The organism is Legionella qingyii, from assembly GCF_003184185.1.
Map to the genome: position 1 here is coordinate 123,306 of NZ_QHJG01000007.1, position 26,391 is coordinate 149,696.

Here is a 26,391-nt window from a genome sequence, read left to right on the forward strand (position 1 = left end):
AATATATGTTTTGCTAAACTGTAAATTCTAGTTTATACAATACTCGTAGTTCTGTCACTTATGTTTCTCTTCATTTTTACGATACATAATCACTGTATTACCAATCATTTGTACGAGTTCGGCATGTAATTGCTGGCATAACTCATCTGCCATAATGATTCGATCTTCCTTTTCTGCACCGTTAATTTTCACTTTTATTAGCTCATGTGAAAGCAATGCAATATCTGTTTCTGCAATAACGGCTTCAGTTAATCCTTTCGCTCCAAGAAGCACGACAGGTTTTAAATGGTGTGCTTGGGCTTTAAGCGATTTTTTGAGTGCAGTATCCACTGTAATGTTCCTTAAATTCACTCCAATAATGCAATTATTTTGGAGGCTCAATGATAAAATGGTAAATTATTGCACGTTTTGCTGGGAAAAGGTAGTGAAATTCAGTATCATAGTTCAAATTGATACTCTATATAAATTTATGAAACGTACTAAAAGCAGTAAGCGATGGTTGCAAGAGCACTTTGATGATGTTTATGTAAAGAAAGCACAAGCAGAGGGCTATCGCAGCCGTGCTATATACAAGTTAAAAGAAGTAGACGAGAAAGAGTCCTTGCTCAAACCAGGGATGACGGTAGTTGATCTGGGAGCAGCTCCTGGGGGGTGGACACAGTATGTTTCCGAACGGTTGCAAGGTCGAGGACGTATAATTGCCCTCGATATTTTGCCCATGGATGCCTTACCTGATGTCGATTTTATTCTTGGTGATTTTCGGGAAGATGAAGTGCTGCAAAAGTTAAAAGATTTAATTCCAGAACACAGTGTTGACTTGTTATTATCAGATATGGCCCCAAATATGAGTGGTACTACTGCAATTGATATCCCACGAGCTATGTATTTGGTGGAGTTGGCTTTCGATTTTGCAGAAAAAATGTTAAAACCAGGTGGTTCCATGCTGATTAAAATTTTTCATGGGGCTGGTTTTGATGATTTAGTAAAACAAGCAAGAGCTTCTTTTGAGAAAGTCGTGATTCGAAAGCCTTCAGCTTCTCGCTCTCGCTCAAAAGAAACCTATTTGCTGGCAAAGGGATACAATTTATAGTAACTTTATGATTTAAGAATTCGATCATAATATAAAAGCTGTACGTCACTAACGAGGTTAATACTTTGAACGACATGGTTAAGAATTTATTTTTATGGCTGATTATAGCGATCGTGCTTGTTTCAGTTTTCAGTAATTTCGGCCCTCGAAACTCGGTTGCTGAGAAGCTTTCTTACAGCCAATTTTTGAAAGAAGTCGATCAAGGTATGGTTAATTCAGTCACCATTGAGGATGATAAAATCATCAAAGGGATGACTAAAAATAACAAGCGCTTTGTAACATACATGCCTATGCAAGATAATGCTTTATTAGGTGAGTTATTAAAAAGCAAAGTCGATGTAAGCGGTCAAGAGAAACAACAAGAAAGTTTCCTCCTCCATTTATTTATCAATTGGTTCCCAATGCTGCTTTTAATCGGGGTTTGGGTATTTTTTATGCGTCAGATGCAAGGCGGGGGTGGCCGAGGTGCTATGTCTTTTGGTCGTTCACGCGCACGCTTGCTCGGCGAAGATCAAGTGAAAGTGACTTTTGCGGATGTTGCAGGGGTAGATGAGGCTAAAGAAGAGGTTAAGGAGCTAGTCGACTTTTTACGTGATCCCACCAAATTCCAAAATCTTGGGGGACGTATTCCCCGCGGTGTATTATTAGTTGGTTCTCCCGGAACAGGTAAAACCCTTTTGGCTCGAGCAGTTGCTGGTGAAGCAAAAGTGCCATTTTTCACAATTTCGGGTTCTGATTTTGTTGAAATGTTTGTCGGTGTTGGTGCATCTCGTGTCCGCGATATGTTTGAACAAGCAAAAAAACACGCTCCTTGTATTATTTTTATCGATGAAATTGATGCGGTAGGTCGTCATCGAGGTGCGGGTCTTGGGGGCGGTCATGATGAGCGTGAACAAACGTTAAACCAATTGCTTGTAGAAATGGATGGTTTTGAAGGGAGTGAAGGAGTTATTGTTGTTGCAGCAACGAACCGTCCAGATGTTTTAGATCCTGCATTATTACGGCCAGGTCGTTTTGATCGTCAAGTTGTAGTTCCTTTACCGGATATTCGCGGCCGTGAACAAATACTAAGGGTGCATTTGCAAAAAGTTCCTGTAGATAACAATGTAGACATCATGGCAATTGCTCGGGGAACTCCAGGGTTTTCTGGAGCAGATCTTGCCAATTTGGTTAACGAAGCAGCTTTATTTGCTGCGCGTGCCAATAAACGCAAAGTCAACATGATCGAGTTGGACAAAGCAAAAGATAAAATTATGATGGGAGCTGAACGACGCTCCATGGTAATGGATGATAATGAGAAAAAGTTGACTGCTTATCATGAAGCAGGTCATGCGATTGTTGGATTATGTGTACCAGAACATGATCCGGTTTACAAAGTATCTATTATCCCACGAGGGCGTGCTCTTGGTGTGACGATGTTTCTGCCAGAGCAGGATCGCTACAGCCATAGTAAGCGCCGTCTGGAAAGCCAATTATCCAGTTTGTTTGGTGGTCGTATTGCTGAGGAACTGATTTTTGGACCCGAAAGCGTGACCACAGGTGCATCGAATGACATCATGCGTTCTACTGAAATAGCGCGAAAAATGGTTACGACCTGGGGACTTTCAACCCTGGGGCCACTTACTTTTGGTGAAGAAGAAGAGGAAGTATTTCTAGGGCGCTCAATGAATAAGCATAAAGAAATGTCAGACAGAACGGCGCAGCAAATTGATGATGAAGTACGTGCGATTATTGACCGAAACTATAAACGAGCAAAAGAAATTCTGGTCTCAAATATGGATAAATTGCATTTAATGGCACAGAGTTTGATTAAATACGAAACGATAGATCTCAATCAAATAAAAGAGATTATGTCTGGAAAGGAACCTTCTCCACCAGAGGATTGGAACTCATCAAAACCTCTTGATGGAGCTGAAGTGACTAATCAGCCATCAGAGAAGTCAACAGAGCATGAGGTTATCGTAAATCCTGCTGAAGAGCACTGAGATTATTAGTGAGAAAAGCAGGTGAATCCAACGCAATTTTCAGGTTGGCTTGAGCATCAATGCCAACCTTCTCCAGATAACTCGATCCAAAAACCTTTAATTATGGGGATATTGAATGTCACTCCAGATTCGTTTTCTGATGGCGGCAAATTTTTATCCTTGGATATGGCCTGCGAGCAAGCATATCGCTTAATCAGTCAAGGAGCTGATTTAATTGATATTGGAGGGCAATCAACCCGACCCGGCGCACAACATGTTCCACTCGATGTGGAATTGAGTCGAGTCATACCTGTTATTGAACAAATCCGAGCTAATTCAGATATTTGTATTTCAATTGATACAAATAAACCGGAGGTCATGCAAGCTGCTGTAAGTGCAGGTGCTAATGTAATTAATGATATTTATGCTTTACGCACAGAAGGTGCTCTTGAGATGGCTGCAAAACTTGCAGTTCCTATTTGCTTAATGCACATGCAAGGAGAGCCACACAATATGCAACATGACCCATATTATTCAGATGGCGTACTTACGGAAGTGATGCGTTTTTTTATGGAACGCATTGTTGAGTGTGAGCGTGAAGGCATTAAAAGAAACAATATAATTCTGGATCCGGGCTTTGGATTTGGAAAACAAGTACAAGATAATTTGCTCTTGGTCAAAAATCTTGATAGCTTTGCAACATTTGGGATGCCCCTACTTTTAGGAGTATCACGTAAAAGTACTATAGGGATGGTACTTAATAAAGAGGTGGGTGAGCGTTTGATAGGAAGTATCGCGACTGCTGTTTATGCAGCACTGAAAGGCGTGGGGATCATCAGAACGCATGATGTAGATGAAACAAGTCAAGCGTTGCATATGATTACCATGATTAGTCAGGCCGATGTATATCAGCTCACGCAAGCTAAAATTCTTGATAGAGGTGGTTAAGGATGAGTCAACGTAAATATTTTGGTACTGATGGTATAAGAGGACATGTGGGTTTATCTAATATCAACCCTGAATTTGTGTTGAAGTTGGGTTGGGCAGTTGGTCGAGTACTAGCTAATTGCCATCGCAAAAAAGTAGTAATTGGTAAAGACACCAGAGTATCAGGTTATATGCTGGAATCCGCTCTGGAGGCAGGACTATCCGCTGCTGGTGTTGATGTTGCTTTGTTAGGACCTATGCCAACACCGGCCATTGCCTATTTGACTCAAACGCTGAGGGCTAATGCAGGTATCGTGATTAGTGCATCGCACAATCTGTTTCAGGATAATGGAATCAAGTTTTTCTCCTCAGAAGGGGGTAAATTACCTGACAGCGTTGAATTAGCAATCGAAGCAGAGCTGGAAAAGAAAATGCAAACAGTGCCTTCGCAAAATTTGGGTAAGGCAACACGAATTAATGATGCAAGTGGACGTTATATAGAATTTTGTAAGTCAACGATTCCTTCATTAACACGATTATCTGGTTTAAAAATTGTAGTTGATTGCGCAAATGGTGCGACCTACCATATTGCCCCTAATGTATTTTCTGAACTTGGGGCCGAAGTGATATCCATTGGCAATCATCCTGATGGATTTAATATTAATGAAGATTGTGGCTCAACATCTCCAGAGCTGCTAAGACAGAAGGTCATAAGTACAGGCGCGGATATTGGTATCGGTCTCGATGGTGATGGGGATCGTGTTATATTAATTGATTCAGATGGTCGTTTAATTGATGGGGATCAAATCCTTTATATTATTGCAAAAGACAGGCATCAACGAGGGGTCTTAAATGGCGGTGTAGTTGGTACGCAAATGAGCAATTATGGCCTGGAAATCGCAATAAAAAATTTGGGTATCCCTTTTGTGCGAACACGCGTAGGTGATCGATACGTTTTAGAGGCCCTACGAGAAAGAGATTGGAAGATAGGTGGTGAAACCTCAGGGCATATTGTTTGTCTGGATAAAACTACAACAGGTGATGGGATTGTTGCTGCGCTGCAAGTATTGTCAATTATGGTCAAGCAAGGAAAAACTTTAAAGCAATTAGTTGAAGGGATTAATTTATTACCACAAAGCTTGATGAATTTAAAAACCAATTACGCGGCCTTGCTTGCTGAGCATACACAGGTAATCGAAATAGTTAGGGCTTTAGAAACAAGCTTAAATGGAGAAGGAAGAGTGTTACTTCGACCTTCAGGTACTGAACCCTTATTACGTGTTATGGTAGAAGGTATGGATGAAACTATAGTAAAACAGCATGCACAAAAGCTGTGTGATCATATAAGTCAAATTGAGAGAAATTTGAGTTTTTAGTAAAAAATTAAAACTCACGGTAGTTAATATATAGTAGCTTTTAATAAAAAAAACGCGATAAGACTACACATCGGCTATGAGATTGGGTATAGTCCGCAGTTGAAGCGAGGGGGTGTGCTGATGAGACACAAGATAGTTGCCGGCAACTGGAAAATGAATGGCCAGCTGCAGCAAGTGATTCAATTAAGTAGTGAACTTAAAGAATTGCTTAACTCTATTAATGATGTCCAAGTTATAGTAATGCCTCCAGCAATTTATATTCCACAAGTTAGGGGTATAATTGCTGAATGTAAAATTGAAATAGGTGCCCAGAATGTATATCCGAAGGACTCTGGAGCTTATACCGGAGAGATATCTGCGCCTATGTTAAAAGATTTCGACTGTCGCTATGTTTTGGTGGGGCATTCTGAACGCAGACATTGTTTTCATGAAGATGAAAATTTTGTAGCGCAAAAATTCCACCATGTGAAAGAACATGATATGATACCGGTTCTTTGCGTCGGTGAAACGCTGGTTGAACGTGAAAAGGGGCAAACAGAGCAAGTAATTGCCAAACAATTGCTCGCAGTAAGTGAACGAGACAAAAATTGTTTTCGTGATTGTGTTGTAGCTTACGAACCTGTTTGGGCAATAGGAACAGGGAAAACTGCGTCACCCGAACAAGCACAGGAAGTACATCAGTTTATTAGAAAGCTGGTTGCAGAGATAAATCATAGCGATGCGGAACGGCTACCTCTTTTATATGGAGGGAGCGTGAACGAAAACAATGCCAGAGCATTGTTTACCATGCCAGATGTTGATGGTGGCTTGGTAGGAGGTGCATCGTTGAACGCGAAACAGTTTGTGGAAATTGTGAAATGTATCAATTGATATTAATGATTCATGTAATCGTAGCTGTAGCCTTAATAGGCTTAGTTCTTATCCAACATGGTAAAGGTGCTGATATTGGTGCTGCTTTTGGATCGGGCGCTTCGAATACTATATTTGGAAGCCAAGGGACAGGTGGTTTTTTATTTAAATTAACTGGTGGTTTGGCGATAACCTTTTTTATCACCAGCTTATTGCTGTCATATTTGGTGTCTGTTCAATATCAAAAAGCAGATCAACAAATAATTCCTCAACAAACTAGTGTACCTGCGAGTTCAATTCCAGTACCAGTTGACAACAGTAAGAAGTAATAAATAAGAATTTTTTCTCCGGACTTAAGTACAGAGAGAAGATTAGGAAAGTAAGTAATTACTAATAAAAAGAATATGCCGAAGTGGTGGAATTGGTAGACACGCCGTCTTGAGGGGGCGGTGGCGAAAGCCGTGCCGGTTCGAGTCCGGCCTTCGGCACCATTTTAATCCGTGCAAGGTGAAAAAATGCTATCTCAATATTTACCTGTTCTAATTTTCATAATTATCGGATTGGCATTGGGCTTGGCAATGATAGGGGCTGGTTCTCTTTTGTCAAAGCACAACCCTGATAGCGCTAAAAATTCTCCCTACGAATGTGGATTTGGTGCATTCGAAAGTTCTCATATCCCATTTGATGTTCGCTTTTATCTAGTTGCCATCCTATTTATTATCTTTGATTTGGAAACTGCATTTTTCTTTCCATGGGCTTTAGCTTTACGCAAAATTGGTTGGTTTGGTTTTGCTGGAATGATGTTGTTTTTAGGGTTATTAGTTATTGGTTTTATTTATGAATGGAAACGAGGCGCACTAGAGTGGGAATAATTTAAATGTGCGTAATAACTCACTTCTGATTGTCACTTCAAACGAAGAAAACAATTAGAGGTGGTACCTTTTTTATTAATATTTTAACTGCTTAGAGGCTAACTATGGCGGTTGCAGAATTGCAAAAAAGTGGCTTTGTAACGACTTCAGTCGAGAAACTTCTCGGATGGGCACGTAGTGGTTCTATGTGGCCTATGACTTTTGGATTGGCATGTTGTGCTGTAGAAATGATGCACGTGGGTGCTGCACGTTATGATTTGGACCGGTTCGGAATTATTTTTCGTCCAAGTCCCCGTCAATCAGACGTAATGATAGTTGCTGGTACCCTGTGCAATAAAATGGCTCCTGCTTTGCGCAAAGTTTATGATCAAATGCCTGATCCTCGATGGGTTATCTCTATGGGATCTTGTGCGAATGGCGGTGGGTATTATCATTACTCTTACTCCGTAGTTCGTGGGTGTGATCGTATTGTCCCAGTAGATGTATATGTACCAGGTTGCCCTCCAACTGCAGAAGCACTGCTGTATGGCATTATTCAATTGCAGAACAAAATCAGGCATAAAAAAATCCTAGAAGCTTAAGATCATCAAAGGTGCAAATAGATGACAACAAAAAATGATTATTTGGTTGAACAACTCAAACATGAATTGGCAAGCCAATTTAAAGATATAAGTGTTGCTTATGATGAAGTAACTATTGAGTGTGACGTATCAAATTTAAAAGCAATGATGTTGGAACTACGTGATCTGGAAGCATTTCGTTTTGATCAGCTCATTGATCTTTGCGCCGTGGATTATTTGCTTTATGGTGAGTGTGATTGGGAAACCGATTCAGCAACAGAAAGTGGGTTCTCGCGCGGTGTTGAGTGTCAAGAAGCTAAAGTTTATGCTCTGGATAAACCCCGTTTTGCCGTAGTTTATCATTTACTCTCAACAAAAATGAATCATCGTTTACGTGTTAAGGTATTTGTTGATGAGTCTCATTTAATTGTCCCTTCAGTGCATCATTTGTGGAAAGGCGCAAATTGGTTTGAGCGCGAGGCTTATGATTTATATGGTATTTTATTTGAAGGCCATCCAGACCTAAGACGTATTTTGACTGATTATGGATTTATCGGACATCCATTCCGTAAAGATTTCCCACTCAGTGGTCATGTTGAAATGCGCTATGACGCAAAATTAGAAAAAGTCATATACGCTCCAGTAGATATTGAACCAAGAGTTTTGGTGCCCAAGGTTATTCGTAATGATAACCGGTATATTGGTGATAAAAGGGGCGAATAATGATTGAATTAAAGAATTACACTTTAAATTTTGGTCCACAACATCCTGCAGCACATGGAGTATTACGTTTAGTTCTTGAGCTTGAAGGTGAAACCATAGTTCGCGCAGACCCACATATAGGATTGCTGCATAGAGCAACAGAAAAATTAGCAGAAACAAAACCTTATATTCAAAGCATCGGTTATATGGATAGACTCGACTACGTATCCATGATGTGCAACGAGCATGCCTATGTACGCGCAATAGAGAAACTTTTAGGTATAGAAGCGCCTATTCGAGCTCAATATATCCGTACTATGTTTGATGAAGTAACTCGTATTTTGAATCATCTGTTGTGGTTAGGGGCTATAGCTCTGGATATTGGTGCGATGACCGTATTTTTATATTGCTTCAGAGAGCGCGAAGATTTATTCGATTGCTATGAGGCAGTATCTGGAGCACGGATGCATGCTACCTATTATAGACCTGGTGGTGTTGCACGAGACTTGCCTGATACTATGCCCAAGTATAAAGCATCTAGATGGCATAATGAACGTGAGGTTGAAAAGCTTAACGAAGAGCGCAGCGGTAGTCTGCTTGATTTCCTCGAGGCATTCACAGGACGTTTTACTCGATGTGTTGATGAATATGAAACGTTATTAACTGATAATAGAATTTGGAAACAACGCACAGTAGATATCGGTATTGTTTCACCCGAAGAAGCATTGCAATGGGGTTTTACAGGACCAATGCTTCGTGGTTCCGGAGTTGCTTGGGACTTACGTAAAAAACAAAGTTATGCAGCATATGATCGTGTGGATTTCGATATTCCCGTGGGTAAAACTGGAGATTGTTACGATCGTTATTTGGTTCGTGTTGAAGAATTAAGACAATCAAATCGAATTATTAAACAATGCATCGAATGGCTCAGAGCAAATCCTGGCCCAGTTCGTATTGATGATCACAAGATTACACCTCCACGCCGCGTAGAAATGAAAGAAGATATGGAAGCATTGATTCATCATTTTAAATTGTTTACAGAAGGTTTTTGTTTGCCACGAGGGGAAGTATATAGTGCTGTTGAAGCCCCTAAAGGTGAGTTTGGTATTTATATGGTATCTGATGGGGCCAATAAGCCCTACAGATTGAAAATTCGTGCTCCTGGATTTGCTCATTTGTCTAGCTATGATGCAATGACCAGAGGACATATGATCGCTGATGGTGTCGCGATTTTAGCGAGTCAGGATATAGTATTTGGTGAAATTGATCGTTAATTTTGGGGGCGGTCAGTTTACGAACGTTAAAGTGACATCCCATAAAATTGCAATTTAAATTAATAAAGGTTTAGAAATGTCTGATAATTCAGCAAAAATATTAAATCAATTGGTGTCAGCTCAAAGAATAAAGGACATCGATCACTGGATTGCAAAATATCCAAAAGATCAAAAGCAATCAGCTGTAATGAGCGCACTACGAATAGTCCAGGAAGAGCATGGTCACCTGACTACCGAATTAATGGACGCTGTTGCTGAATATCTAGAGATGCCTCCTATTGCCGTATATGAGGTAGCGAGTTTCTATACAATGTACGAACACAAACAGGTTGGCAGACATTCAATCAATGTATGTACCAATATTTCTTGTATGCTGCGTGATTCAGCTGCGGTTGTTGAACACTTGGAAAAAAAGCTGGGTATAAAATTAGGTGAAACCACAGATGATGGGCGCTTTACTTTAAGATCTGTTGAGTGTTTAGGTGCCTGTGTTAATGCACCGATGATGCAGGTGGACAAGGATTATCATGAGAATCTGACTCCTGAATCTATAGATAAAGTGTTGGAACAATACCAATAAAAGATAGAGGTGGTTGCCGTGGTTGAATTAAATCAAGTTTGTTATCGAACATTTCATCTACCAGAGCCTTGGACACTATCTGCTTATGAAAGTGTTGGTGGATACAGTGCATGGAGAAAAATATTAAAAGAGCAAACTTCTCCACAATTAATTATTGATGAGTTAAAGACATCTGCCCTGCGTGGTCGAGGGGGAGCTGGATTCCCAACAGGATTAAAATGGAGTTTTATGAACCGTAATACTCCAGTACAGAAATATGTAGTTTGTAACTCCGACGAAGGTGAGCCAGGTACGTGTAAAGACCGCGAAATACTTACATTAAATCCACATCAACTCATTGAAGGCATGGCAATTGCTGGATATACCATGGGTGCTACTGTTGGATATAACTATATTCGCGGTGAATTTTGGTTGCCCTATGAGCGTACAGAAGCAGCAATAAAAGAAGCTTATGCGGCAGGTTTATTAGGTAAGAATATTTTAGGTACAGGCATCGACTTTGATTTATATAATCATTTAGGGGCTGGCGCATATATTTGCGGTGAAGAGACCGCATTGCTTAATTCCCTTGAGGGAAAAAAAGGTCAACCAAGATTTAAACCCCCATTTCCTGCCAACTATGGTTTATATGGAAAACCCACAACGATAAATAATACCGAGACTTTTGCTTCTGTTCCGGTCATTATGGAAAAAGGTGGTGAATGGTTCTTAAAAATAGGCAAACCCAATAATGGCGGAGCCAAGTGTTTTAGTGTTAGTGGACACGTTAATAAGCCTGGAAATTTCGAAATCCCCTTGGGAACACCATTTAAAACTCTTCTTGAATTGGCAGGTGGCGTTACAAAAGGCCGAAAAATTAAAGCAGTAATTCCTGGGGGTACATCCATGCCCGTTTTACCTGGTGAGGTAATGATGGGGCTCAATATGGATTATGACAGCATACAAAAGGCAGGTTCAGGATTAGGCTCCGGTGCTGTGATTATTATGGATGAAACAACCTGTATGGTCGATGCACTTTATCGCATTTCCGAGTTTTATATGGAGGAGTCTTGTGGGCAATGCACTCCATGTCGCGAGGGTACCGGCTGGTTAGTCCGTTTGCTACACCGCATTAAGGAAGGCCATGGTGAACCTGGGGATGTAGAGAAATTAGTCAATGTTGCGAATAATATCGAAGGACGCACTATTTGTGCATTAGGTGAGGCAGCAGCTTGGCCGGTACAAAGTTTTGTTAAGCATTTCCGCGATGAATTTGAATATTTCGTTAAGCATAAACGCTCAATCGTCGCAGCATAATTAAAAGGTTTGACCCATGACTACTACTATTGAAATCGACGGTAAAAGGTTTGAAGCAGAAAACGGTAAAATGATCATCGAAGTTGCCGATGAAGCGGGTATTCATATCCCACGTTTTTGTTATCATAAAAAATTATCAGTGGCTGCAAATTGTCGCATGTGTTTAGTTGAGGTAGAAAACGGCCGTAAGCCGGTTCCTGCATGTGCAACTCCAATTACCAATGGTATGAAGGTATTTACCAAATCGAAGGAAGCATTACATTCACAAAAGGTAGTTATGGAGTTCCTTCTTATTAACCATCCGCTTGACTGTCCGATCTGCGATCAGGGTGGGGAATGTGAATTACAAGACATATCCATGGGATATGGGGCAGACGAATCTCAGTATACAGAAAGCAAACGTTCAGTTGATGATGACGATTTAGGCACACTGATTTCAACTGAAATGACTCGCTGCATCCATTGTACTCGTTGTGTCCGCTTTGGCGAAGAAATCGCAGGATTAAGAGAGTTAGGTGCGACTGGTCGTGGTGAGCATATGCAAATAGGTACTTATGTTCAACACAGCATGAAGTCAGAAGTCTCCGGTAATATTATTGATTTATGCCCTGTAGGTGCATTAACTTCAAAACCGTTCCGATTTACCGCTCGAGCATGGGAACTTACTCAACATGATGGTGTAGCACCACATGATTGCCTCGGATCAAATATCTATCTGCATACACGTCGAAATAAGCTAATGCGTGTTGTTCCAAAAGAGAATGAAGCAATTAACGAAACCTGGTTGGCGGACAGAGATCGATTTAGTTATCTAGGACTGAATAGCCCATTAAGAGCAAGTCAGCCACAGATTAAGCGCAACGGACAATGGGAAGTTGTGGATTGGGAGACTGCTTTAAAATTTACAGCAGAGGGTCTAGCGCGAGTTATAAAACAAAATGGTGCAGAGCAGGTAGCCGCTTTTGCCTCAAGTTCTTCTACATTAGAAGAACTGTATTTACTGCAAAAATTAATGCGCCAAATTGGTGTTCATAATCTCGACCACAGATTGCAACAAGTTGATTTTAGAGATCAAGAACATCAAGGAACTACACCAGTAAGTTCCTTACCCTATGCAGAAGTAGAACATCAAAATGTACTCGTCTTGATCGGATGCAATATTGATCGGGAAGTCCCTCTTGCTGGTGTTCGGGTTCGTAAGGCATTCCGTAATGGGGCAAAAATTTACGCAATAAGTCCAGTAGATTTCGATTATTGCTTTGATCTTGATGAGCGCTTCATTGTTTCACCTTTAGAAATGCCAATGCAACTTGCCAAGATTGCTTTAGCACTGACTGGTGACATAAAAAACTTACCAGCGGAAGTACAAAAATTAGTAATAGGTCTTGAGCTGGATGCAGCAACTCAACGAGTTGCCAAAGCATTAAAAGAGGAAAATGCATGCTTAATTACCGGTGCTCTTTGTGAAAATCACCCTGAAGCGGCTTTATTGCGTACCTTGGTGTTCCATATTGAAAAACTAAGTGGTGCGAAAGCATTGCGATTGACTCATGGTGCAAACACTGCAGGTGCTTGGGTCGCAGGGATGGTTCCCCATCGAACAACTGCAGGCAAAACAGATTCAACACCAGGAATGGATGTACAAGCAGCACTAAATGCCAAACTTAAAGCATATTTTTTAATGGGAGTAGAGCCTGGTTTTGATTTTGCTAATCCTTATGGTGCAAGACAATCAATGCTCGGTGCTGAGTTTGTTGTCTTAATGTCAGCTTTCAATCATGAGTCAATGCATGATTATGCTGATGTTATTTTACCAATTGCTCCATATGCTGAGACTTCAGGAACGTATATTAATGTTGATAATACTTGGCAAACAGTAAAGGGCGCGTTATCGCCTCACGGCGAATCCCGACCTGCATGGAAAGTATTAAGAGTACTTGGTAATTTATTGCATTGTGATGGCTTTGAATATTTATCAACTGAAGATATTTTGTCAGAAATTAAAAATAGTGTTGCAATCACTATGGAGCAAGACTATAAGCCCTATTATCCTGAGAGCTTGCCTCTAATTAATCAATCATTGATTCGCGTTGGCGAGTGGCCACTTTATCGTAGCGATGCAATTGTTAGGAATGCTAAAGAATTGCAATTATGTGCTGCTGCTGAATCAGTATGCATCCGCATCAATCCTACAACAGCTGACCGATTGAAATTAGACGATGTTGCTACTGTATCTCAGGGAGATATTGAGATAACATTGCCGCTTAAACGTGATGAACGCATTGCGGCGGATGTTGTATGGGTAGCAAACGCGATGCCTGAAACCGTAGATTTAGGCCATTCATTTGCTGCAATAACTATTAAGCGCTAGGCAGGTAAGAAAATGCTGCAAGATATTAGCATATTAATTTGGGTCATCATTAAAATATTAGTAATCGTAGTGCCATTACTATTATGTGTTGCATATTTAATTTATGCGGAGCGTAAAGTCATTGGGTATATACAAGCACGTATAGGACCCAACCGCGTGGGGGTGCGAGGATTACTTCAGCCTATCGCAGATTTGATCAAGCTAATTACTAAAGAAATTATTATTCCGACGCGTTCTAATAAATATCTTTTTATTGCTGCTCCATTATTTGCTTTAGTTCCGGCTTTGGCAGGCTGGGCAGTAATTCCTTTTCAGGAAGGAATGGTTTTAGCAAATATTAATGCAGGGGTTCTTTATATTTTTGCAATGAGTTCCCTTGGCGTTTATGGAGTGCTAATTGCTGGATGGGCATCTAACTCCAAATATGCAATGTTTGGTGCATTAAGAAGTACAGCGCAGACCGTATCCTATGAAATTGCAATGGGCTTTGCTTTAGTAGGCGTGCTGTTGGCTGCAGGAAGTATGAATCTCACAGACATTGTTAATTCACAAAGAGGTGGAGTTTTACATTGGTGGTTTATTCCTCTATTGCCACTGTTTTTTGTGTTTTGGATTGCAGGAATCGCTGAAACCAACCGTGCGCCATTCGACTTAGCCGAAGGAGAGTCCGAAATTGTTGCTGGATTCCATGTGGAGTATTCTGGAATAGGCTTCGCATTATTCTTCTTATCAGAATATGCGAGTATGATTCTTATCTCTGTACTACTCAGTATCCTGTTTGTGGGTGGTTGGATGTCGCCATTTGAAGGTGTCCCATTTTTACAAAACATATTTTTTATTGTACCCGGGTTTGTTTGGTTAATCGTAAAAGTCTGCTTTTTCTTATATGTATATTTATGGATAAGAGCCACTTTTCCTCGTTATCGTTATGACCAGCTTATGCGTTTAGGCTGGAAGGTACTTATTCCGGTCACCATTGTTTGGATTATTGTAACTGCACTAATGGTTGTTACACATGTTAAACCTTGGTTTTAATGATTAATAGAGAAGCCGATGAAAAAAGCATATCAACTTATTAAATACTACGTACGCAGTTTTCTTTTAATAGAATTATTGCAGGGTTTAAAGTTAACTGGTAAATATTTTTTTAAGAAAAAAATAACCGTACAGTTTCCAGAGGAACAGACTCCAATTTCACCTCGCTTTAGAGGAGCACTTGCGTTACGCCGTTATCCTAATGGTGAAGAACGATGCATTGCTTGTAAATTATGTGAAGCAGTTTGTCCTGCACTGGCTATAACCATAGAGTCAGAACCACGTGAAGACGGATCTCGTCGCACAACAAGGTATGATATTGATGTATTTAAATGCATTAATTGCGGCTTATGTGAAGAATCATGTCCTGTAGATTCCATCGTAGTGACACCGGTGCATCATTATCATGTTAGTGAACGCGGTCAAAATATTATGACAAAAGAAAAGCTCTTGGCACTTGGCGATTTGTTGGAGCCTAAACTTGCGGCAGATAGAGCTGCTGATGAAAAATACCGATAACGGGGTGCAGTATGCATGAATTATTAGTTCAAACTATTTTCTATATTTTTGCGGCTATAGCCGTAGGCGCTGCCTTTATGGTCATTATTCAAGATAATCCAGTACGCAGCGTTTTATTTCTTGTACTTACATTCTTTGCAAGTGCCGTATTATGGATACTTGCCGAGGCGGAGTTTCTGGCACTGATTTTGGTACTGGTATATGTAGGGGCGGTCATGACACTGTTCCTGTTCGTCGTGATGATGCTTAACATTGATGTTGAAGTAATTAAAAACCATTATAGACGCTATTTACCATTCGGTTTAATTCTTGTTGCTTTGTTAACGGGACTTTTAATGGTATCTATTCCTGCAGGTACGTTTAAGTCGAATGTTGAAACTCAGAGCAACACTACAATAAGTACACAGTTATTTGAGGTAACACAAAACAATCCTGATGCAACTCGCTCAAATACTGAAGCCTTGGGCATGGTTCTATATACTGATTATTTACTGGCTTTTGAGATTGCAGCTGTTCTGTTATTAATTGCAATTATTTCAGCAATTACCCTAGTACATAGAGGTCCCAGAAAATCGAAAAGACAGGATGTGAAACAACAGATTCTGACAAGTAGAAATGATCGGGTTGAATTAATTAATATGAAAGCAGAAAAATAATGTTGGGGAATTCTATATGATACCTGTTAATAATTACCTAATTCTGGGGGCAATTTTATTCGGTTTTGGTCTTATTGGCATAATGATGAATCGTAGAAATATCATCTTATTGCTGGTATGCATCGAATTGATGTTACTTGCAGTGAATACTAATTTTGTCGCATTTTCACATTATTATAACGAAATTAGCGGTCAAGTTTATGTCTTTTTTATTTTAACGGTTGCTGCAGCAGAGGCAGCAATAGGATTAGCCATAGTGATGTTGCTTTTTAGAAATAGAGGTAACATTGACGTAGATAAGATGAATCATTTAAAAGGTTAACATTGTGAGTATCCAACAACTTTGTCTAATAATCGTTTTAACTCCCTTGGCTGGCTCCATCATTGCTGGTTTTTTCCGTAATCAAATAGGACGAGCCGGAGCACATTCAGCTACTATCTTAGGCGTTACAATATCGTTTATTGCCTCGCTCTATGTAGCTTGGCAAGTCTTTACTGGCGCCATGCCAACTGAGAGCACAGTTCTATATCATTGGGCAACTGGTGGTTTAATCCTTCCATTTGAATTTAATATTGGTTTTCTGATCGATCCTTTAAGTGTCGTGATGCTCGTGACTGTAAATTTTGTCTCTTTGTTGGTGCATATTTACAGTATTGGCTATATGGCTGATGACGATGGGTACCAGCGCTTTTTTAGCTATATTTCGCTGTTTACTTTTATGATGCTGATGTTAGTCAGTGCCAATAATTTCTTGCAATTATTCTTTGGCTGGGAAGGTGTCGGTCTCGTTTCTTATTTGCTTATCGGTTTTTGGTATCAAAAGGAATCAGCTATTGAAGGTAGCCTTAAAGCATTTATCGTCAACCGTGTGGGCGACTTCGGTTTCCTAATAGGTATTGCACTGGTATTTGCTTACACTGGAAGTATCGATTATGAAACTGTATTCAAGAGTGTTAATTATCTTGCAAGTCAAAATATTGAGCTATTTCAAGGCCACCCTTGGTCTTTAGTCACGGTAATTTGTTTGGCTTTATATGTTGGTGCTATGGGTAAATCGGCACAAGTACCGCTGCATGTATGGTTACCTGAATCGATGGAAGGTCCGACACCTATTTCTGCATTGATTCATGCTGCAACCATGGTTACTGCTGGGGTATTTATGATTGCACGTATTTCACCTCTGATCGAATTTTCCACAACAGCATTGAGCGTAGTTTTGGTTATTGGCGCAACAGGAGCACTCTTTACAGGAATCCTGGCACTTACAATGAACGATATTAAACGTGTAGTCGCCTATTCAACACTATCTCAATTAGGATATATGATGGTTGGAATGGGTGCTTCAGCATATAGTGCAGGGATGTTTCATCTTCTTACTCATGCATGTTTTAAAGCACTTTTATTCTTAGGTGCTGGTTCTGTAATTATCGGAATGCATCATGAACAAGACATGCGGAAAATGGGTGGTTTATGGAAAAAAATGCCAATTACTTATGTAACCTTTGTTATTGGTTCTCTAGCTCTGTGCGCTATTCCTCCACTAGCAGGGTTTTATTCAAAGGATACAATTATTGAAGCGGTACAATTGTCACAGATTCCAGGAAGTGGTTATTCCTATTTCTGTGTTGTTCTTGGCGCGGGTGTTACTGCGATGTATACCTTTAGATCTTTGTTTATGACGTTTCATGGTAAACCTCGCATGGATGAACATACTTTAAGTCATGTTCATGAATCACCATGGGTAGTTTGGTTGCCACTTGTTCTACTTGCTATTCCTTCAATTATTTTAGGCTACATATTGTATATGCCTATGCTATTTGATAATCCATCCATTTTAAGCTCATCTTTATTTATACTTCCTCAACATAATGTGTTGGCAGAGCTTGCGCACGAAATTACATCACCTTTTGCAAGTATGATGCATTCGATATACTCGCTCACTTTTTGGATTACTTTGGCGGGAATTGCGATTGCCTGGCTCTGTTATATAGCTGTACCATCGATTCCAGGCTATTTAGCACGTCGTTTTTCACTCATCTATAAAATACTCGTTAATAAATATGGATTTGATGCATTTAACAATTTAGTTTTTGTAAAAGGTTCTAAGGGGATAGGAACTGTATTTTACAGTGTGGGTGATCAGAAATTGATCGATGGGATGGTTGTGAATGGCAGCAGTCGACTCGTTAGATGGTTATCAGCTAAAGGTCGCGCTATACAAAGTGGTTATCTGTATCATTATGCTGCAGTAATGATTTTTGGATTGCTTGGATTTTTATGCTGGTTGATACTCGGCTGAATATAGGGTGAAGGTATGCATTATTTGCTCAATTTACTAATTTGGTTGCCAGTAATAGGCGGTGTTTTTGTTCTTCTCGCTGGAGATGATCGTAGCCCGAATATTTCGCGTTATTTGGCATTGTTTACCGTAATACTTTGTTTGCTACTGTGTATCCCTCTTGTTGCAGGCTTTGATCCTAAAGTATTAGGAATGCAATATTTGGAGGAATTCTCATGGATGCCAGCACTAGGCATTAGCTATAGCTTAGGTATCGATGGTATGTCCTTACTCCTAATAGTGCTTAGTATATTTACGAATTTAGTGGTGATACTGGCAACTTGGGAAAGTATTACTAACCGCGTCTCTCAATATTTAGCTGCATTTTTGATTATGCAGGGACTTTTAGTTGGAGTTTTCTCTGCATTAGATGCGATTTTATTTTACATCTTCTGGGAAGCAACGCTAATACCTATGTATCTGATTATTGGTATTTGGGGATCAGAGAATCGAGTTTATGCAGCGATTAAATTTTTCCTATATACCTTTTTAGGTTCCGTACTTATGTTAGCTAGCTTTTTATACATGGGCTATATCGCGGGCTCATTTAGTATAGAAGCGTTTTATGCAATTAAACTAAGTATGACAGCTCAAACATTGATCTTCATTGCATTTTTCCTTGGTTTTGCAATCAAAATCCCGATGTTTCCAGTACATACTTGGTTGCCTGATGCCCATACTGAGGCTCCGGCGGGCGGCTCGGTTGTATTGGCTGCTATTTTGTTAAAACTCGGAGCTTACGGATTTATCCGATTCTCTTTACCCATTGTTCCAGATGCATGTAGTCGCTATGCAGGGATTATGATTGCCTTATCTTTAATCGCGATTGTTTATATTGCATTGGTCGCAATTATTCAAAAAGATATGAAGCGATTAATTGCATATTCTTCAATTTCACACATGGGATTTGTGACATTGGGCAGTTTTGCTATTTTTGCGATTGCAAAACAATCTGGATTAAGCGCAGCTGGCCTAATCTTAGAGGGTGCAATTGTAGTCATGATTTCACATGCGTTTGTCTCAAGTGCACTTTTCGCTGGTGTTGGTTTTATCTATGATCGTATGCATACCCGACGTTTAGCAGATTTCGGAGGGATTGTGAATACAATGCCAATATTTGCATCTTTTTTCATGCTGTTCTGTATGGCAAATGCGGGTTTACCAGGAACCTCCGGTTTTGTTGGTGAATTTATGGTAATTCTAGGGTCACTTAAAGCCGGTTTTTGGGTAACATTTTGGGCTGCAACCACACTTATAACTGCAGCAGGTTATAATCTTTGGATGTATAAAAGAGTAATTTTTGGACCTATAGCAAATGAAAAAGTTGCAGAACTAAAAGATCTTTCGGGCTATGAGTTAAGTGCTTATATCTTACTTGCTTTGATGGTTATCGCCATGGGTGTTTATCCCAAGCCGTTTCTAGAGTACATCCATCAAACAGTAAGCCATACTCTGGCATTAGCAAGTCAATCAAAATTGTAATCAAGGTTAACCAATATGACAGCATTACTTGAAAATATCCATGTAGCCATTCCGGAAATGATTGTGCTCGCCACCGCATGCATTGCATTGCTTGCTGATCTATTTTTACGGCATCGGTATAAATCAGTTTCTTATTTCATCTCCTGTGTAGGTTTAGTTTTAGCTGCTGTTGTTAGTTTTCTTTATATTGGTATGTATAAAATTATTACACTCAATGGCTTATTCATTAGTGATGATATTGCCAATTTAATGAAATTTTTTATATACATTAGTGTGTTGCTGAGCTTTATCTATTCAAAAAATTATATAGATGAGCGTCAGATGCCTTCTGGTGATTACTATATTTTAGGATTGTTTTCTACTTTAGGGATGATGCTTCTTGTTTCAGCACATTCGCTGCTTACGATTTTCCTTGGTTTGGAATTATTATCATTGCCCTTATATGCAATGACTGCTATTCGCAGAACAGATAGTGATGCTTCTGAAGCAGCAATGAAGTACTTTGTAATGGGGTCGATTGCTTCCGCAATGCTTTTATATGGTATTTCCCTAATTTACGGGGCAACTGGAAAACTGGATTTACTCGAAGTGGCTAATGTTATTGCCGCGAACTGGCAACAACAAAGTACGCTGCTCGCTTTTGCGATGGTTTTTATCCTCTGCGGGGTTGCTTTTAAATTAGCAGCAGTTCCCTTTCATATGTGGGCACCAGATGTATACCAGGGAGCACCGACTTCAGTTACTTTATTTATTAGTGCTGCACCCAAAGTCGCTGCACTTGGTATGGCTTTTAGATTACTGACAATTGGCCTAGTAGATATTAGTTCACAGTGGCAACAAATTTTGTTGGTAATTACTTTACTCTCCACAGGTTTGGGAAATTTATTTGCAGTAGTCCAAACCAGTATTAAACGTTTATTAGCTTATTCTGCTATATCGCATATTGGATACGCTTTATTTGGTATTTTGGCAGCGACTGCATCAGGATATTCCTCTGCTCTTTATTATATTTTAGTTTACTCAATTACTTCAGCTGCAGCCTTTGGTTTAATTGTATTAATGTCTAACCACGGGATGGAAATAGATAACGTTGATGACTTAAAAGGGCTTAACAAAAGAAATCCTTGGCTCGCATTTATGATGCTAATTATTATGTTTTCTCTAGCAGGAGTTCCGCCTACGGTTGGTTTCTTTACAAAATTGCTTGTGCTGAAGGCGTTGGTCGATGCTCAAATGACATGGGTTGCGGTAGTAGGGCTATTTTTTACAGTAATTGGAGCTTATTACTATTTAAGAATTGTTAAAATCATGTATTTTGATAAACCGACACACACTGACCCTGTGGTTATGAATAAAGGAAATGTCTTAGTGCTTTCACTGAATTGTTTATCATTAATTTATTTAGGTATTTTTCCAGGTACCTTAATTGTAGCTTGTATGAATGCTTTCGGCTCTTAAAATTGTTCAAACTTTGTTCTGCATTAGATAAAAAACCATTTTTTTGATGCAGAATACATATTTATTTACATTCTTGAACGAAAGTACTTGCTAAGAGTACAGACTCTCAGTATACTTGCCATCAGTTGACGCGGGGTGGAGCAGCCTGGTAGCTCGTCGGGCTCATAACCCGAAGGTCGTAGGTTCAAATCCTGCCCCCGCTACCACTTATTAAGAACCCCATTTATGGGGTTTTTTATTATGTACAATTTGTAACTGCACTAAAATCAGTAGTAGCCAGTGAAGCAAAGATCAGCTCGGAAATAATTGTTTTAGAGAAATCACTTCCAGAGCCTAGCTCTTTCCCGAACTTAGGTTACTATATCGTATTTGTATTAGGCATTCGTGCCCTTTTTTGTTTGTTAATACTATGATACAAGATGAATTGGAACATTTATTAGCTCCTACAATTAATGATATGGGCTATGAGCTTTGGGGATGCGAGTACCTTTCGCAAGGTAAGCATTCTTTATTGCGTATATACATTGATAAGGCTGATGGAATAGGGATTGAAGACTGCGAAGCAGTAAGTCATCAAGTCAGTGCTCTTCTGGATGTTGAAGATCCAATTTCTGGGAATTATAGCTTGGAAGTATCATCACCTGGCATTCCAAGACCTTTATTTAAAAATTGGCAATATCAACGTTATATAGGCCATGAAGTACAAATAAAAACTTTTAAGCCAATTGAGGGTAAACGTAAATTACTAGGCACTATTGTCTCAGTATCTGAGAACGCTTTAGTACTCAAAATAAATAATGAAGATAAAGAATTACTTTTTTCAAATATTGTGAAAGCAAGTTTGACAGTATAGAGAGGCGAACAATGAGCAAAGAATTGTTACTGGTTGCAGAAGCGTTATCAAACGAAAGAGGTGTAAGTAAGGATGTTATTATACTTGCCATTCAGGCTGCATTGGAGTCCGCAACTCGCAAAATCTTTGGTTTAGATATAGGGGTACGAATTAAATTAGATCCACGTACAGGTGACTATGAAACCTTTAGATATTGGGATGTAGTCAACGAGGATGAGATAGAGCACCCAGAACGCCAATTAACTGTTGAACAAGCAAAAGAGCGTAATCCATCTGCAAACATTAATGATCGTATAGAAGAGTCAATTCCTTCGATTGAATTTGGGAGAATTGAAGCACAAGCCGCTCGTCAAGTGATTATGCAAAAAGTTAGAGAAGCAGAGCGTGAGCTGGTAATTGATCAATTCAGAAGCAAGCTAGGTCAATTGATTTATGGAACGGTTAAGAAAGTAACCCGAGATAATATTATTATTGACTTAGGTGGTAAAGCAGAAGCATTCTTGCCACGCACAGAAATGCTTCCACATGAAATGTTTCGACCGAATGACAGAGTCCGTGCTTATTTATATGAAATCACACCCCAAGCACGTGGACCACAACTATTTGTAAGCCGTACTCGTAATGAAATGCTCATCGAGCTTTTCCGCATTGAAGTACCTGAAATTGGTGAGAATGTAATTGAAGTGAAAGCTGCTGCACGGGATCCAGGAAATAGAGCCAAAATCGCTGTTAAAACAAACGATGGACGAATTGATCCTGTCGGAGCTTGTGTTGGTATGCGCGGGGCTCGGGTTCAAGCCGTTTCTAGCGAACTTGGTGGCGAGCGTGTGGATATTATTTTATGGGATGATAATCCTGCTCAATTAGTTATTAATGCGATGGCCCCTGCAGAAATTTCTTCTATTGTTGTTGATGAAGATACTCATACTATGGATCTGGCAGTAGAAAAGGATCAATTATCGCAGGCAATTGGTCGTAATGGTCAAAACGTTCGTTTAGCAAGCCAATTAACAGGCTGGACTTTGAATGTCATGACTACGGATGAGTTCGAAAATAAAAATTTGGAAGAATCAAGTAAAATTGTTAAATTATTTACTTCGGCACTGGAAATTGATGAAGAAATTGCTACATTACTAGTAGCGCATGGATTTTCTTCTCTTGAAGAAATCGCTTATGTTCCCAAAGAAGAATTACTAGCTATTGAGGAGTTCGACGAAGAAATTGTAGAAGAACTAAGAAATAGAGCAAACGATAAATTACTCACAATGGCTCTTTCTTCTGGTAAAGAGCTATCTGGTACACCTGACGAATCATTACTCTCAATGGATGGTATGACCGAAGAGTTAGCTAATATATTAGCTGCAAAAGGAATTACTTCCATGGAAGATTTAGCTGAGCAATCTGTAGATGAGTTGTTAGAAATTGAAGGAATGACTGAAGAAAAGGCCGGGGCTTTAATTATGAAGGCCAGAGAACCATGGTTTTTATAAAGCCATGGATTTATTATAAATTAATGTAGTGCAAATATGCAGTTTCTTTTTAGGTAAAGAATACAGCTGCTGAAAGGGGATTAAAATATGGCGGATGTGACGGTTAAACAATTAGCTCAAGTCGTTGGTATTCCGGTTGAACGCTTATTGAACCAGTTACAGGAAGCAGGGTTATCTTTTACTGATGACCAACAGACTGTGAATGAAGAGCAAAAGCGGATCTTACTCAATCATTTGAAGAGAACCTCTCTGCGTGATGTGAATGTTTCGCCTGAAAGAATTACTTTAAGACGAAAAAGCTTATCACAAGTCACCGTTGGTCATGATGCTCATAGCGGTAAAACTGTAAACGTTGAAGTACGGAAGAAAAAGGTTTTTGTAAAACGTGCCCCAATAGTAGAGCTTCCTGAGGCTGAAGAACCTGTTATGCCGGAAGAAAATCAGGCGATACCTGAACAGCATCCCGCTGAAGTTGCTTCTGAGATTCCACCAGTGTCTGAAACACCCATTGAATCAGCTGAGCAAACTGCTGAACCTGTTGAAACAACTGCGGAAACAAACGAAGAACCTGTGGTAGAAGAAACGCTACAGGGTGAAAAAAGCGAAGAGATTCTTGAAAACGTAACACCTGAAGTTCTTGAAAGTACAAATGCGATTGAAAATATGGAAGATATTTCCATAAAAGAAGAGCATAAATTGGAAAAGCAGGCTAAAAAGAAGCATGTAGAGCCAGCAATTGAACCTGATGCAGCAGACTTTAGAAAGGTTAAGAAAAAGCCCAAATATCAACAAGCATCTTTTGAGCGTGATGACGAAGATCAAGAAGGTCATAGACGTGGTGGGCGCAGTAAATTCAAAAAGCGTAAAGGTGTAGAGAAGTCCGAAAAACTTAAAGAAGCTGAAGAGTCACTAAAACATGGTTTTGCATTACCAACTTCTCCTGTAGTAAAAGAGGTTTTAATACCAGAAACGATTACTGTTGCTGAATTGGCAAAAAGAATGTCTGTAAAAGCTGCAGAAGTAATTAAGGTAATGATGTCTCTTGGTGCAATGGCAACTATTAACCAGGTTATAGACCAAGAAACTGCGGTTATCGTGGTTGAAGAAATGGGTCATAAAGCACGCGTTATTAAAGAAGATGCGATTGAAGTGGGATTAGGTGAGTCGATTACTAAAGGTAGTCGTACTGAGTCCAGAGCACCTGTAGTTACGATTATGGGGCACGTAGATCATGGTAAGACTTCTTTACTGGACTACATTCGTCGAACCAAAGTAGCTATTGGTGAGGCAGGTGGTATTACACAACATATTGGTGCATACCACGTAAGTACCCCTAAAGGTGATATTACATTCTTAGATACCCCTGGCCACGCTGCATTTACAGCAATGAGAGCTCGTGGAGCACAGGCCACTGATATTGTTGTGTTGATCGTTGCTGCTGATGATGGTGTTAAACCACAAACTATAGAAGCAATTCAACATGCGAAAGCAGCAAAAGTACCAATTATTGTTGCAATTAATAAAATGGATAAGCCAGATGCAGATCCTGAGCGTGTCATGAACGAATTGACGACACATGAAGTCATTCCAGAAGCTTGGGGTGGTGATACGATGTTTATCAATATCTCTGCTAAATCCGGTATGGGTATTGACGATCTTCTTGATGCAATATTACTGCAATCCGAAGTTTTAGAACTAACGGCAGTAACTGATGGTGCTGCAAAAGGGGTAGTCATCGAGTCACGCTTGGATAAAGGAAGAGGTCCTGTAGCAACCGTATTAGTACAAAGTGGAACACTAAATAAAGGCGATATTTTGCTTGCTGGATTCCAGTACGGTCGCGTACGTGCCCTTGTTGGTGATAATGGAGATATGGTTGATTCTGCTGGACCATCGATTCCAGTTGAAGTGCTTGGCTTATCAGCTATTCCTCATGCTGGAGATGAAGCAGTTGTTGTTCCTGATGAGAAAAAGGCAAGAGAGGTTGCTTTGTTCCGTCAGGGTAAATTCCGCGATGTAAAACTTGCAAGACGCCAGAAATCAACGATTGAAGGCATTATGGAGAATATGGCTGCTGGAGAATCTAAGGTCCTTAATGTGGTACTTAAAGCTGACGTTCAAGGTTCTCTTGAAGCAATTTCAGATGCTTTAGTTAAGTTATCTACTGATGAAGTCAAAGTTGAAGTTATTTCAAGTGGTGTGGGTGGTATTACTGAATCAGATGTTCACTTGGCGATAGCATCTAGTGCAATTTTGGTGGGCTTTAATGTGAGAGCCGATAGCAGTGCGAAGAAATTGGCAGAGCATGAATCAGTTCAGCTACATTATTACAGCGTCATCTACGACATTGTCGATCAGATTAAAGGCGCTTTAACTGGCATGCTTGCTCCGCAATTTAAAGAAGAAATTATTGGTATCGCTGAAGTTCGAGATGTGTTTAAATCACCTAAAATTGGTGCGATTGCAGGTTGTATGGTTATCGAAGGTGTTATTAAACGTAACAATCCTATTCGCGTACTGCGTGCCAATGTGGTTATCTATGAGGGAACTTTGGAATCTCTGCGAAGATTTAAAGATGATGTGGTCGAGGTTCGCCAAGGGTTTGAATGTGGTATTGGGGTCAAAAATTACAACGATGTAAAACCAGGTGACCTAATAGAAGTATATGAAACAGTTGAAATTAAGCGTGATTTATAAA

The 26,391-nt window shown here is 39.8% G+C and carries 23 protein-coding genes, 2 tRNA genes and 2 pseudogenes; 26 read left to right on the forward strand and 1 reads right to left on the reverse strand.

The annotated features are described in order from the left end of the window. Window positions 1–54: 54 nt before the first annotated feature. The gene (gene yhbY / locus DGG96_RS05840; RefSeq protein WP_110142020.1) at window positions 55–330 is read right to left on the reverse strand and encodes a ribosome assembly RNA-binding protein YhbY; all 276 of its coding nucleotides are present in this window, start codon (window positions 328–330) and stop codon (window positions 55–57) included. 139 nt (window positions 331–469) lie between these two features. On the opposite strand from yhbY, the gene rlmE reads away from it, so the two are divergent. The 26 genes and pseudogenes from rlmE to infB form a co-directional block, all read left to right on the forward strand. After that, window positions 470–1,090, forward strand: a complete 621-nt coding sequence (gene rlmE, locus DGG96_RS05845; RefSeq protein ID WP_110142060.1) for a 23S rRNA (uridine(2552)-2'-O)-methyltransferase RlmE — start codon at window positions 470–472, stop codon at window positions 1,088–1,090. Window positions 1,091–1,164: 74 nt separating this feature from the next. Further along, complete coding sequence (gene ftsH / locus DGG96_RS05850) at window positions 1,165–3,075, forward strand: ATP-dependent zinc metalloprotease FtsH (protein ID WP_165831586.1); 1,911 nt, start codon at window positions 1,165–1,167, stop codon at window positions 3,073–3,075. Between the two features lie 21 nt (window positions 3,076–3,096). Further along, window positions 3,097–4,002 carry a dihydropteroate synthase gene (gene folP, locus DGG96_RS05855; protein WP_110142022.1) on the forward strand — a complete coding sequence of 302 codons (906 nt, stop codon included), beginning with the start codon at window positions 3,097–3,099 and terminating at the stop codon, window positions 4,000–4,002. Between the two features lie 2 nt (window positions 4,003–4,004). Next, the gene (glmM, locus tag DGG96_RS05860) at window positions 4,005–5,357 is read left to right on the forward strand and encodes a phosphoglucosamine mutase (RefSeq protein WP_110142023.1); all 1,353 of its coding nucleotides are present in this window, start codon (window positions 4,005–4,007) and stop codon (window positions 5,355–5,357) included. A gap of 120 nt (window positions 5,358–5,477) precedes the next feature. Beyond that, window positions 5,478–6,227, forward strand: a complete 750-nt coding sequence (gene tpiA, locus DGG96_RS05865; RefSeq protein ID WP_110142024.1) for a triose-phosphate isomerase — start codon at window positions 5,478–5,480, stop codon at window positions 6,225–6,227. Further along, window positions 6,215–6,535, forward strand: a complete 321-nt coding sequence (gene secG, locus DGG96_RS05870) for a preprotein translocase subunit SecG (RefSeq protein ID WP_110142025.1) — start codon at window positions 6,215–6,217, stop codon at window positions 6,533–6,535. Before tpiA ends, secG begins: the two co-directional genes overlap by 13 nt. A 77-nt stretch (window positions 6,536–6,612) precedes the next feature. Then, window positions 6,613–6,697: transfer RNA gene (locus tag DGG96_RS05875), tRNA-Leu, on the forward strand. 24 nt (window positions 6,698–6,721) lie between these two features. Next, complete coding sequence (locus tag DGG96_RS05880; protein ID WP_110142026.1) at window positions 6,722–7,078, forward strand: NADH-quinone oxidoreductase subunit A; 357 nt, start codon at window positions 6,722–6,724, stop codon at window positions 7,076–7,078. Window positions 7,079–7,182: 104 nt separating this feature from the next. Continuing rightward, complete coding sequence (locus tag DGG96_RS05885; RefSeq protein ID WP_058467432.1) at window positions 7,183–7,659, forward strand: NuoB/complex I 20 kDa subunit family protein; 477 nt, start codon at window positions 7,183–7,185, stop codon at window positions 7,657–7,659. 21 nt (window positions 7,660–7,680) lie between these two features. After that, window positions 7,681–8,361, forward strand: a complete 681-nt coding sequence (locus DGG96_RS05890; RefSeq protein ID WP_110142027.1) for an NADH-quinone oxidoreductase subunit C — start codon at window positions 7,681–7,683, stop codon at window positions 8,359–8,361. Next, window positions 8,361–9,614: an NADH-quinone oxidoreductase subunit D gene (locus DGG96_RS05895; RefSeq protein ID WP_110142028.1), complete on the forward strand. Its 1,254-nt coding sequence runs from the start codon at window positions 8,361–8,363 to the stop codon at window positions 9,612–9,614. The genes DGG96_RS05890 and DGG96_RS05895 overlap by 1 nt, the downstream gene beginning before the upstream one ends. Before the next feature lie 76 nt (window positions 9,615–9,690). Continuing rightward, window positions 9,691–10,194: an NADH-quinone oxidoreductase subunit NuoE gene (nuoE, locus tag DGG96_RS05900; RefSeq protein ID WP_110142029.1), complete on the forward strand. Its 504-nt coding sequence runs from the start codon at window positions 9,691–9,693 to the stop codon at window positions 10,192–10,194. An 18-nt stretch (window positions 10,195–10,212) separates the two neighbouring features. After that, a complete protein-coding gene (gene nuoF, locus DGG96_RS05905; protein ID WP_165831584.1) occupies window positions 10,213–11,490 on the forward strand; it encodes an NADH-quinone oxidoreductase subunit NuoF in 1,278 nt (425 codons plus the stop codon). Between the two features lie 16 nt (window positions 11,491–11,506). Continuing rightward, complete coding sequence (nuoG, locus tag DGG96_RS05910) at window positions 11,507–13,861, forward strand: NADH-quinone oxidoreductase subunit NuoG (protein ID WP_110142031.1); 2,355 nt, start codon at window positions 11,507–11,509, stop codon at window positions 13,859–13,861. A 12-nt stretch (window positions 13,862–13,873) separates the two neighbouring features. Beyond that, window positions 13,874–14,896 (forward strand): NADH-quinone oxidoreductase subunit NuoH, encoded by a 1,023-nt coding sequence (nuoH, locus tag DGG96_RS05915; protein ID WP_110142032.1) that lies wholly within the window; start codon window positions 13,874–13,876, stop codon window positions 14,894–14,896. Window positions 14,897–14,914: 18 nt separating this feature from the next. Continuing rightward, window positions 14,915–15,415 (forward strand): NADH-quinone oxidoreductase subunit NuoI, encoded by a 501-nt coding sequence (gene nuoI / locus DGG96_RS05920; protein WP_110142033.1) that lies wholly within the window; start codon window positions 14,915–14,917, stop codon window positions 15,413–15,415. Window positions 15,416–15,426: 11 nt separating this feature from the next. Continuing rightward, window positions 15,427–16,071 (forward strand): NADH-quinone oxidoreductase subunit J, encoded by a 645-nt coding sequence (locus DGG96_RS05925; RefSeq protein WP_110142034.1) that lies wholly within the window; start codon window positions 15,427–15,429, stop codon window positions 16,069–16,071. Between the two features lie 16 nt (window positions 16,072–16,087). Beyond that, window positions 16,088–16,393: an NADH-quinone oxidoreductase subunit NuoK gene (gene nuoK / locus DGG96_RS05930; RefSeq protein WP_058467423.1), complete on the forward strand. Its 306-nt coding sequence runs from the start codon at window positions 16,088–16,090 to the stop codon at window positions 16,391–16,393. 4 nt (window positions 16,394–16,397) lie between these two features. Then, a complete protein-coding gene (nuoL, locus tag DGG96_RS05935) occupies window positions 16,398–18,371 on the forward strand; it encodes an NADH-quinone oxidoreductase subunit L (protein WP_110142035.1) in 1,974 nt (657 codons plus the stop codon). Window positions 18,372–18,386: 15 nt separating this feature from the next. Further along, the gene (locus DGG96_RS05940) at window positions 18,387–19,892 is read left to right on the forward strand and encodes a complex I subunit 4 family protein (RefSeq protein ID WP_110142036.1); all 1,506 of its coding nucleotides are present in this window, start codon (window positions 18,387–18,389) and stop codon (window positions 19,890–19,892) included. 15 nt (window positions 19,893–19,907) lie between these two features. Beyond that, the gene (nuoN, locus tag DGG96_RS05945; RefSeq protein ID WP_110142037.1) at window positions 19,908–21,350 is read left to right on the forward strand and encodes an NADH-quinone oxidoreductase subunit NuoN; all 1,443 of its coding nucleotides are present in this window, start codon (window positions 19,908–19,910) and stop codon (window positions 21,348–21,350) included. A gap of 129 nt (window positions 21,351–21,479) precedes the next feature. Next, window positions 21,480–21,556 (forward strand) — tRNA-Met (locus tag DGG96_RS05950). A 203-nt stretch (window positions 21,557–21,759) separates the two neighbouring features. Continuing rightward, a complete protein-coding gene (gene rimP / locus DGG96_RS05955) occupies window positions 21,760–22,203 on the forward strand; it encodes a ribosome maturation factor RimP (RefSeq protein ID WP_110142038.1) in 444 nt (147 codons plus the stop codon). Between the two features lie 11 nt (window positions 22,204–22,214). Next, on the forward strand, window positions 22,215–23,693 hold the full coding sequence (gene nusA / locus DGG96_RS05960; RefSeq protein ID WP_110142039.1) for a transcription termination factor NusA: 1,479 nt from the start codon (window positions 22,215–22,217) through the stop codon (window positions 23,691–23,693). Between the two features lie 87 nt (window positions 23,694–23,780). Beyond that, a pseudogene (locus tag DGG96_RS21380) lies at window positions 23,781–24,126 on the forward strand (translation initiation factor IF-2 associated domain-containing protein); the annotation flags it as partial. A 242-nt stretch (window positions 24,127–24,368) separates the two neighbouring features. Next, window positions 24,369–26,390 (forward strand): annotated as a pseudogene (gene infB, locus DGG96_RS05965) (translation initiation factor IF-2); the annotation flags it as partial. Between the last annotated feature and the right edge of the window lies 1 nt (window position 26,391).

What these genes read in the sequence shown, in the direction of transcription:
- secG (WP_110142025.1), top strand. Translation starts at nt 6,215, where the DNA reads ATGTATCAATTGATATTAATGATTCATGTAATCGTAGCTGTAGCCTTA.
- DGG96_RS05925 (WP_110142034.1), top strand. Translation starts at nt 15,427, where the DNA reads ATGCATGAATTATTAGTTCAAACTATTTTCTATATTTTTGCGGCTATA.
- nuoH (WP_110142032.1), top strand. Translation starts at nt 13,874, where the DNA reads ATGCTGCAAGATATTAGCATATTAATTTGGGTCATCATTAAAATATTA.
- nusA (WP_110142039.1), top strand. Translation starts at nt 22,215, where the DNA reads ATGAGCAAAGAATTGTTACTGGTTGCAGAAGCGTTATCAAACGAAAGA.
- rimP (WP_110142038.1), top strand. Translation starts at nt 21,760, where the DNA reads ATGATACAAGATGAATTGGAACATTTATTAGCTCCTACAATTAATGAT.
- glmM (WP_110142023.1), top strand. Translation starts at nt 4,005, where the DNA reads ATGAGTCAACGTAAATATTTTGGTACTGATGGTATAAGAGGACATGTG.
- ftsH (WP_165831586.1), top strand. Translation starts at nt 1,165, where the DNA reads ATGGTTAAGAATTTATTTTTATGGCTGATTATAGCGATCGTGCTTGTT.
- nuoK (WP_058467423.1), top strand. Translation starts at nt 16,088, where the DNA reads ATGATACCTGTTAATAATTACCTAATTCTGGGGGCAATTTTATTCGGT.
- DGG96_RS05880 (WP_110142026.1), top strand. Translation starts at nt 6,722, where the DNA reads ATGCTATCTCAATATTTACCTGTTCTAATTTTCATAATTATCGGATTG.
- DGG96_RS05940 (WP_110142036.1), top strand. Translation starts at nt 18,387, where the DNA reads ATGCATTATTTGCTCAATTTACTAATTTGGTTGCCAGTAATAGGCGGT.
- nuoI (WP_110142033.1), top strand. Translation starts at nt 14,915, where the DNA reads ATGAAAAAAGCATATCAACTTATTAAATACTACGTACGCAGTTTTCTT.
- nuoG (WP_110142031.1), top strand. Translation starts at nt 11,507, where the DNA reads ATGACTACTACTATTGAAATCGACGGTAAAAGGTTTGAAGCAGAAAAC.
- tpiA (WP_110142024.1), top strand. Translation starts at nt 5,478, where the DNA reads ATGAGACACAAGATAGTTGCCGGCAACTGGAAAATGAATGGCCAGCTG.
- DGG96_RS05885 (WP_058467432.1), top strand. Translation starts at nt 7,183, where the DNA reads ATGGCGGTTGCAGAATTGCAAAAAAGTGGCTTTGTAACGACTTCAGTC.
- nuoN (WP_110142037.1), top strand. Translation starts at nt 19,908, where the DNA reads ATGACAGCATTACTTGAAAATATCCATGTAGCCATTCCGGAAATGATT.
- nuoE (WP_110142029.1), top strand. Translation starts at nt 9,691, where the DNA reads ATGTCTGATAATTCAGCAAAAATATTAAATCAATTGGTGTCAGCTCAA.
- rlmE (WP_110142060.1), top strand. Translation starts at nt 470, where the DNA reads ATGAAACGTACTAAAAGCAGTAAGCGATGGTTGCAAGAGCACTTTGAT.
- DGG96_RS05895 (WP_110142028.1), top strand. Translation starts at nt 8,361, where the DNA reads ATGATTGAATTAAAGAATTACACTTTAAATTTTGGTCCACAACATCCT.
- DGG96_RS05890 (WP_110142027.1), top strand. Translation starts at nt 7,681, where the DNA reads ATGACAACAAAAAATGATTATTTGGTTGAACAACTCAAACATGAATTG.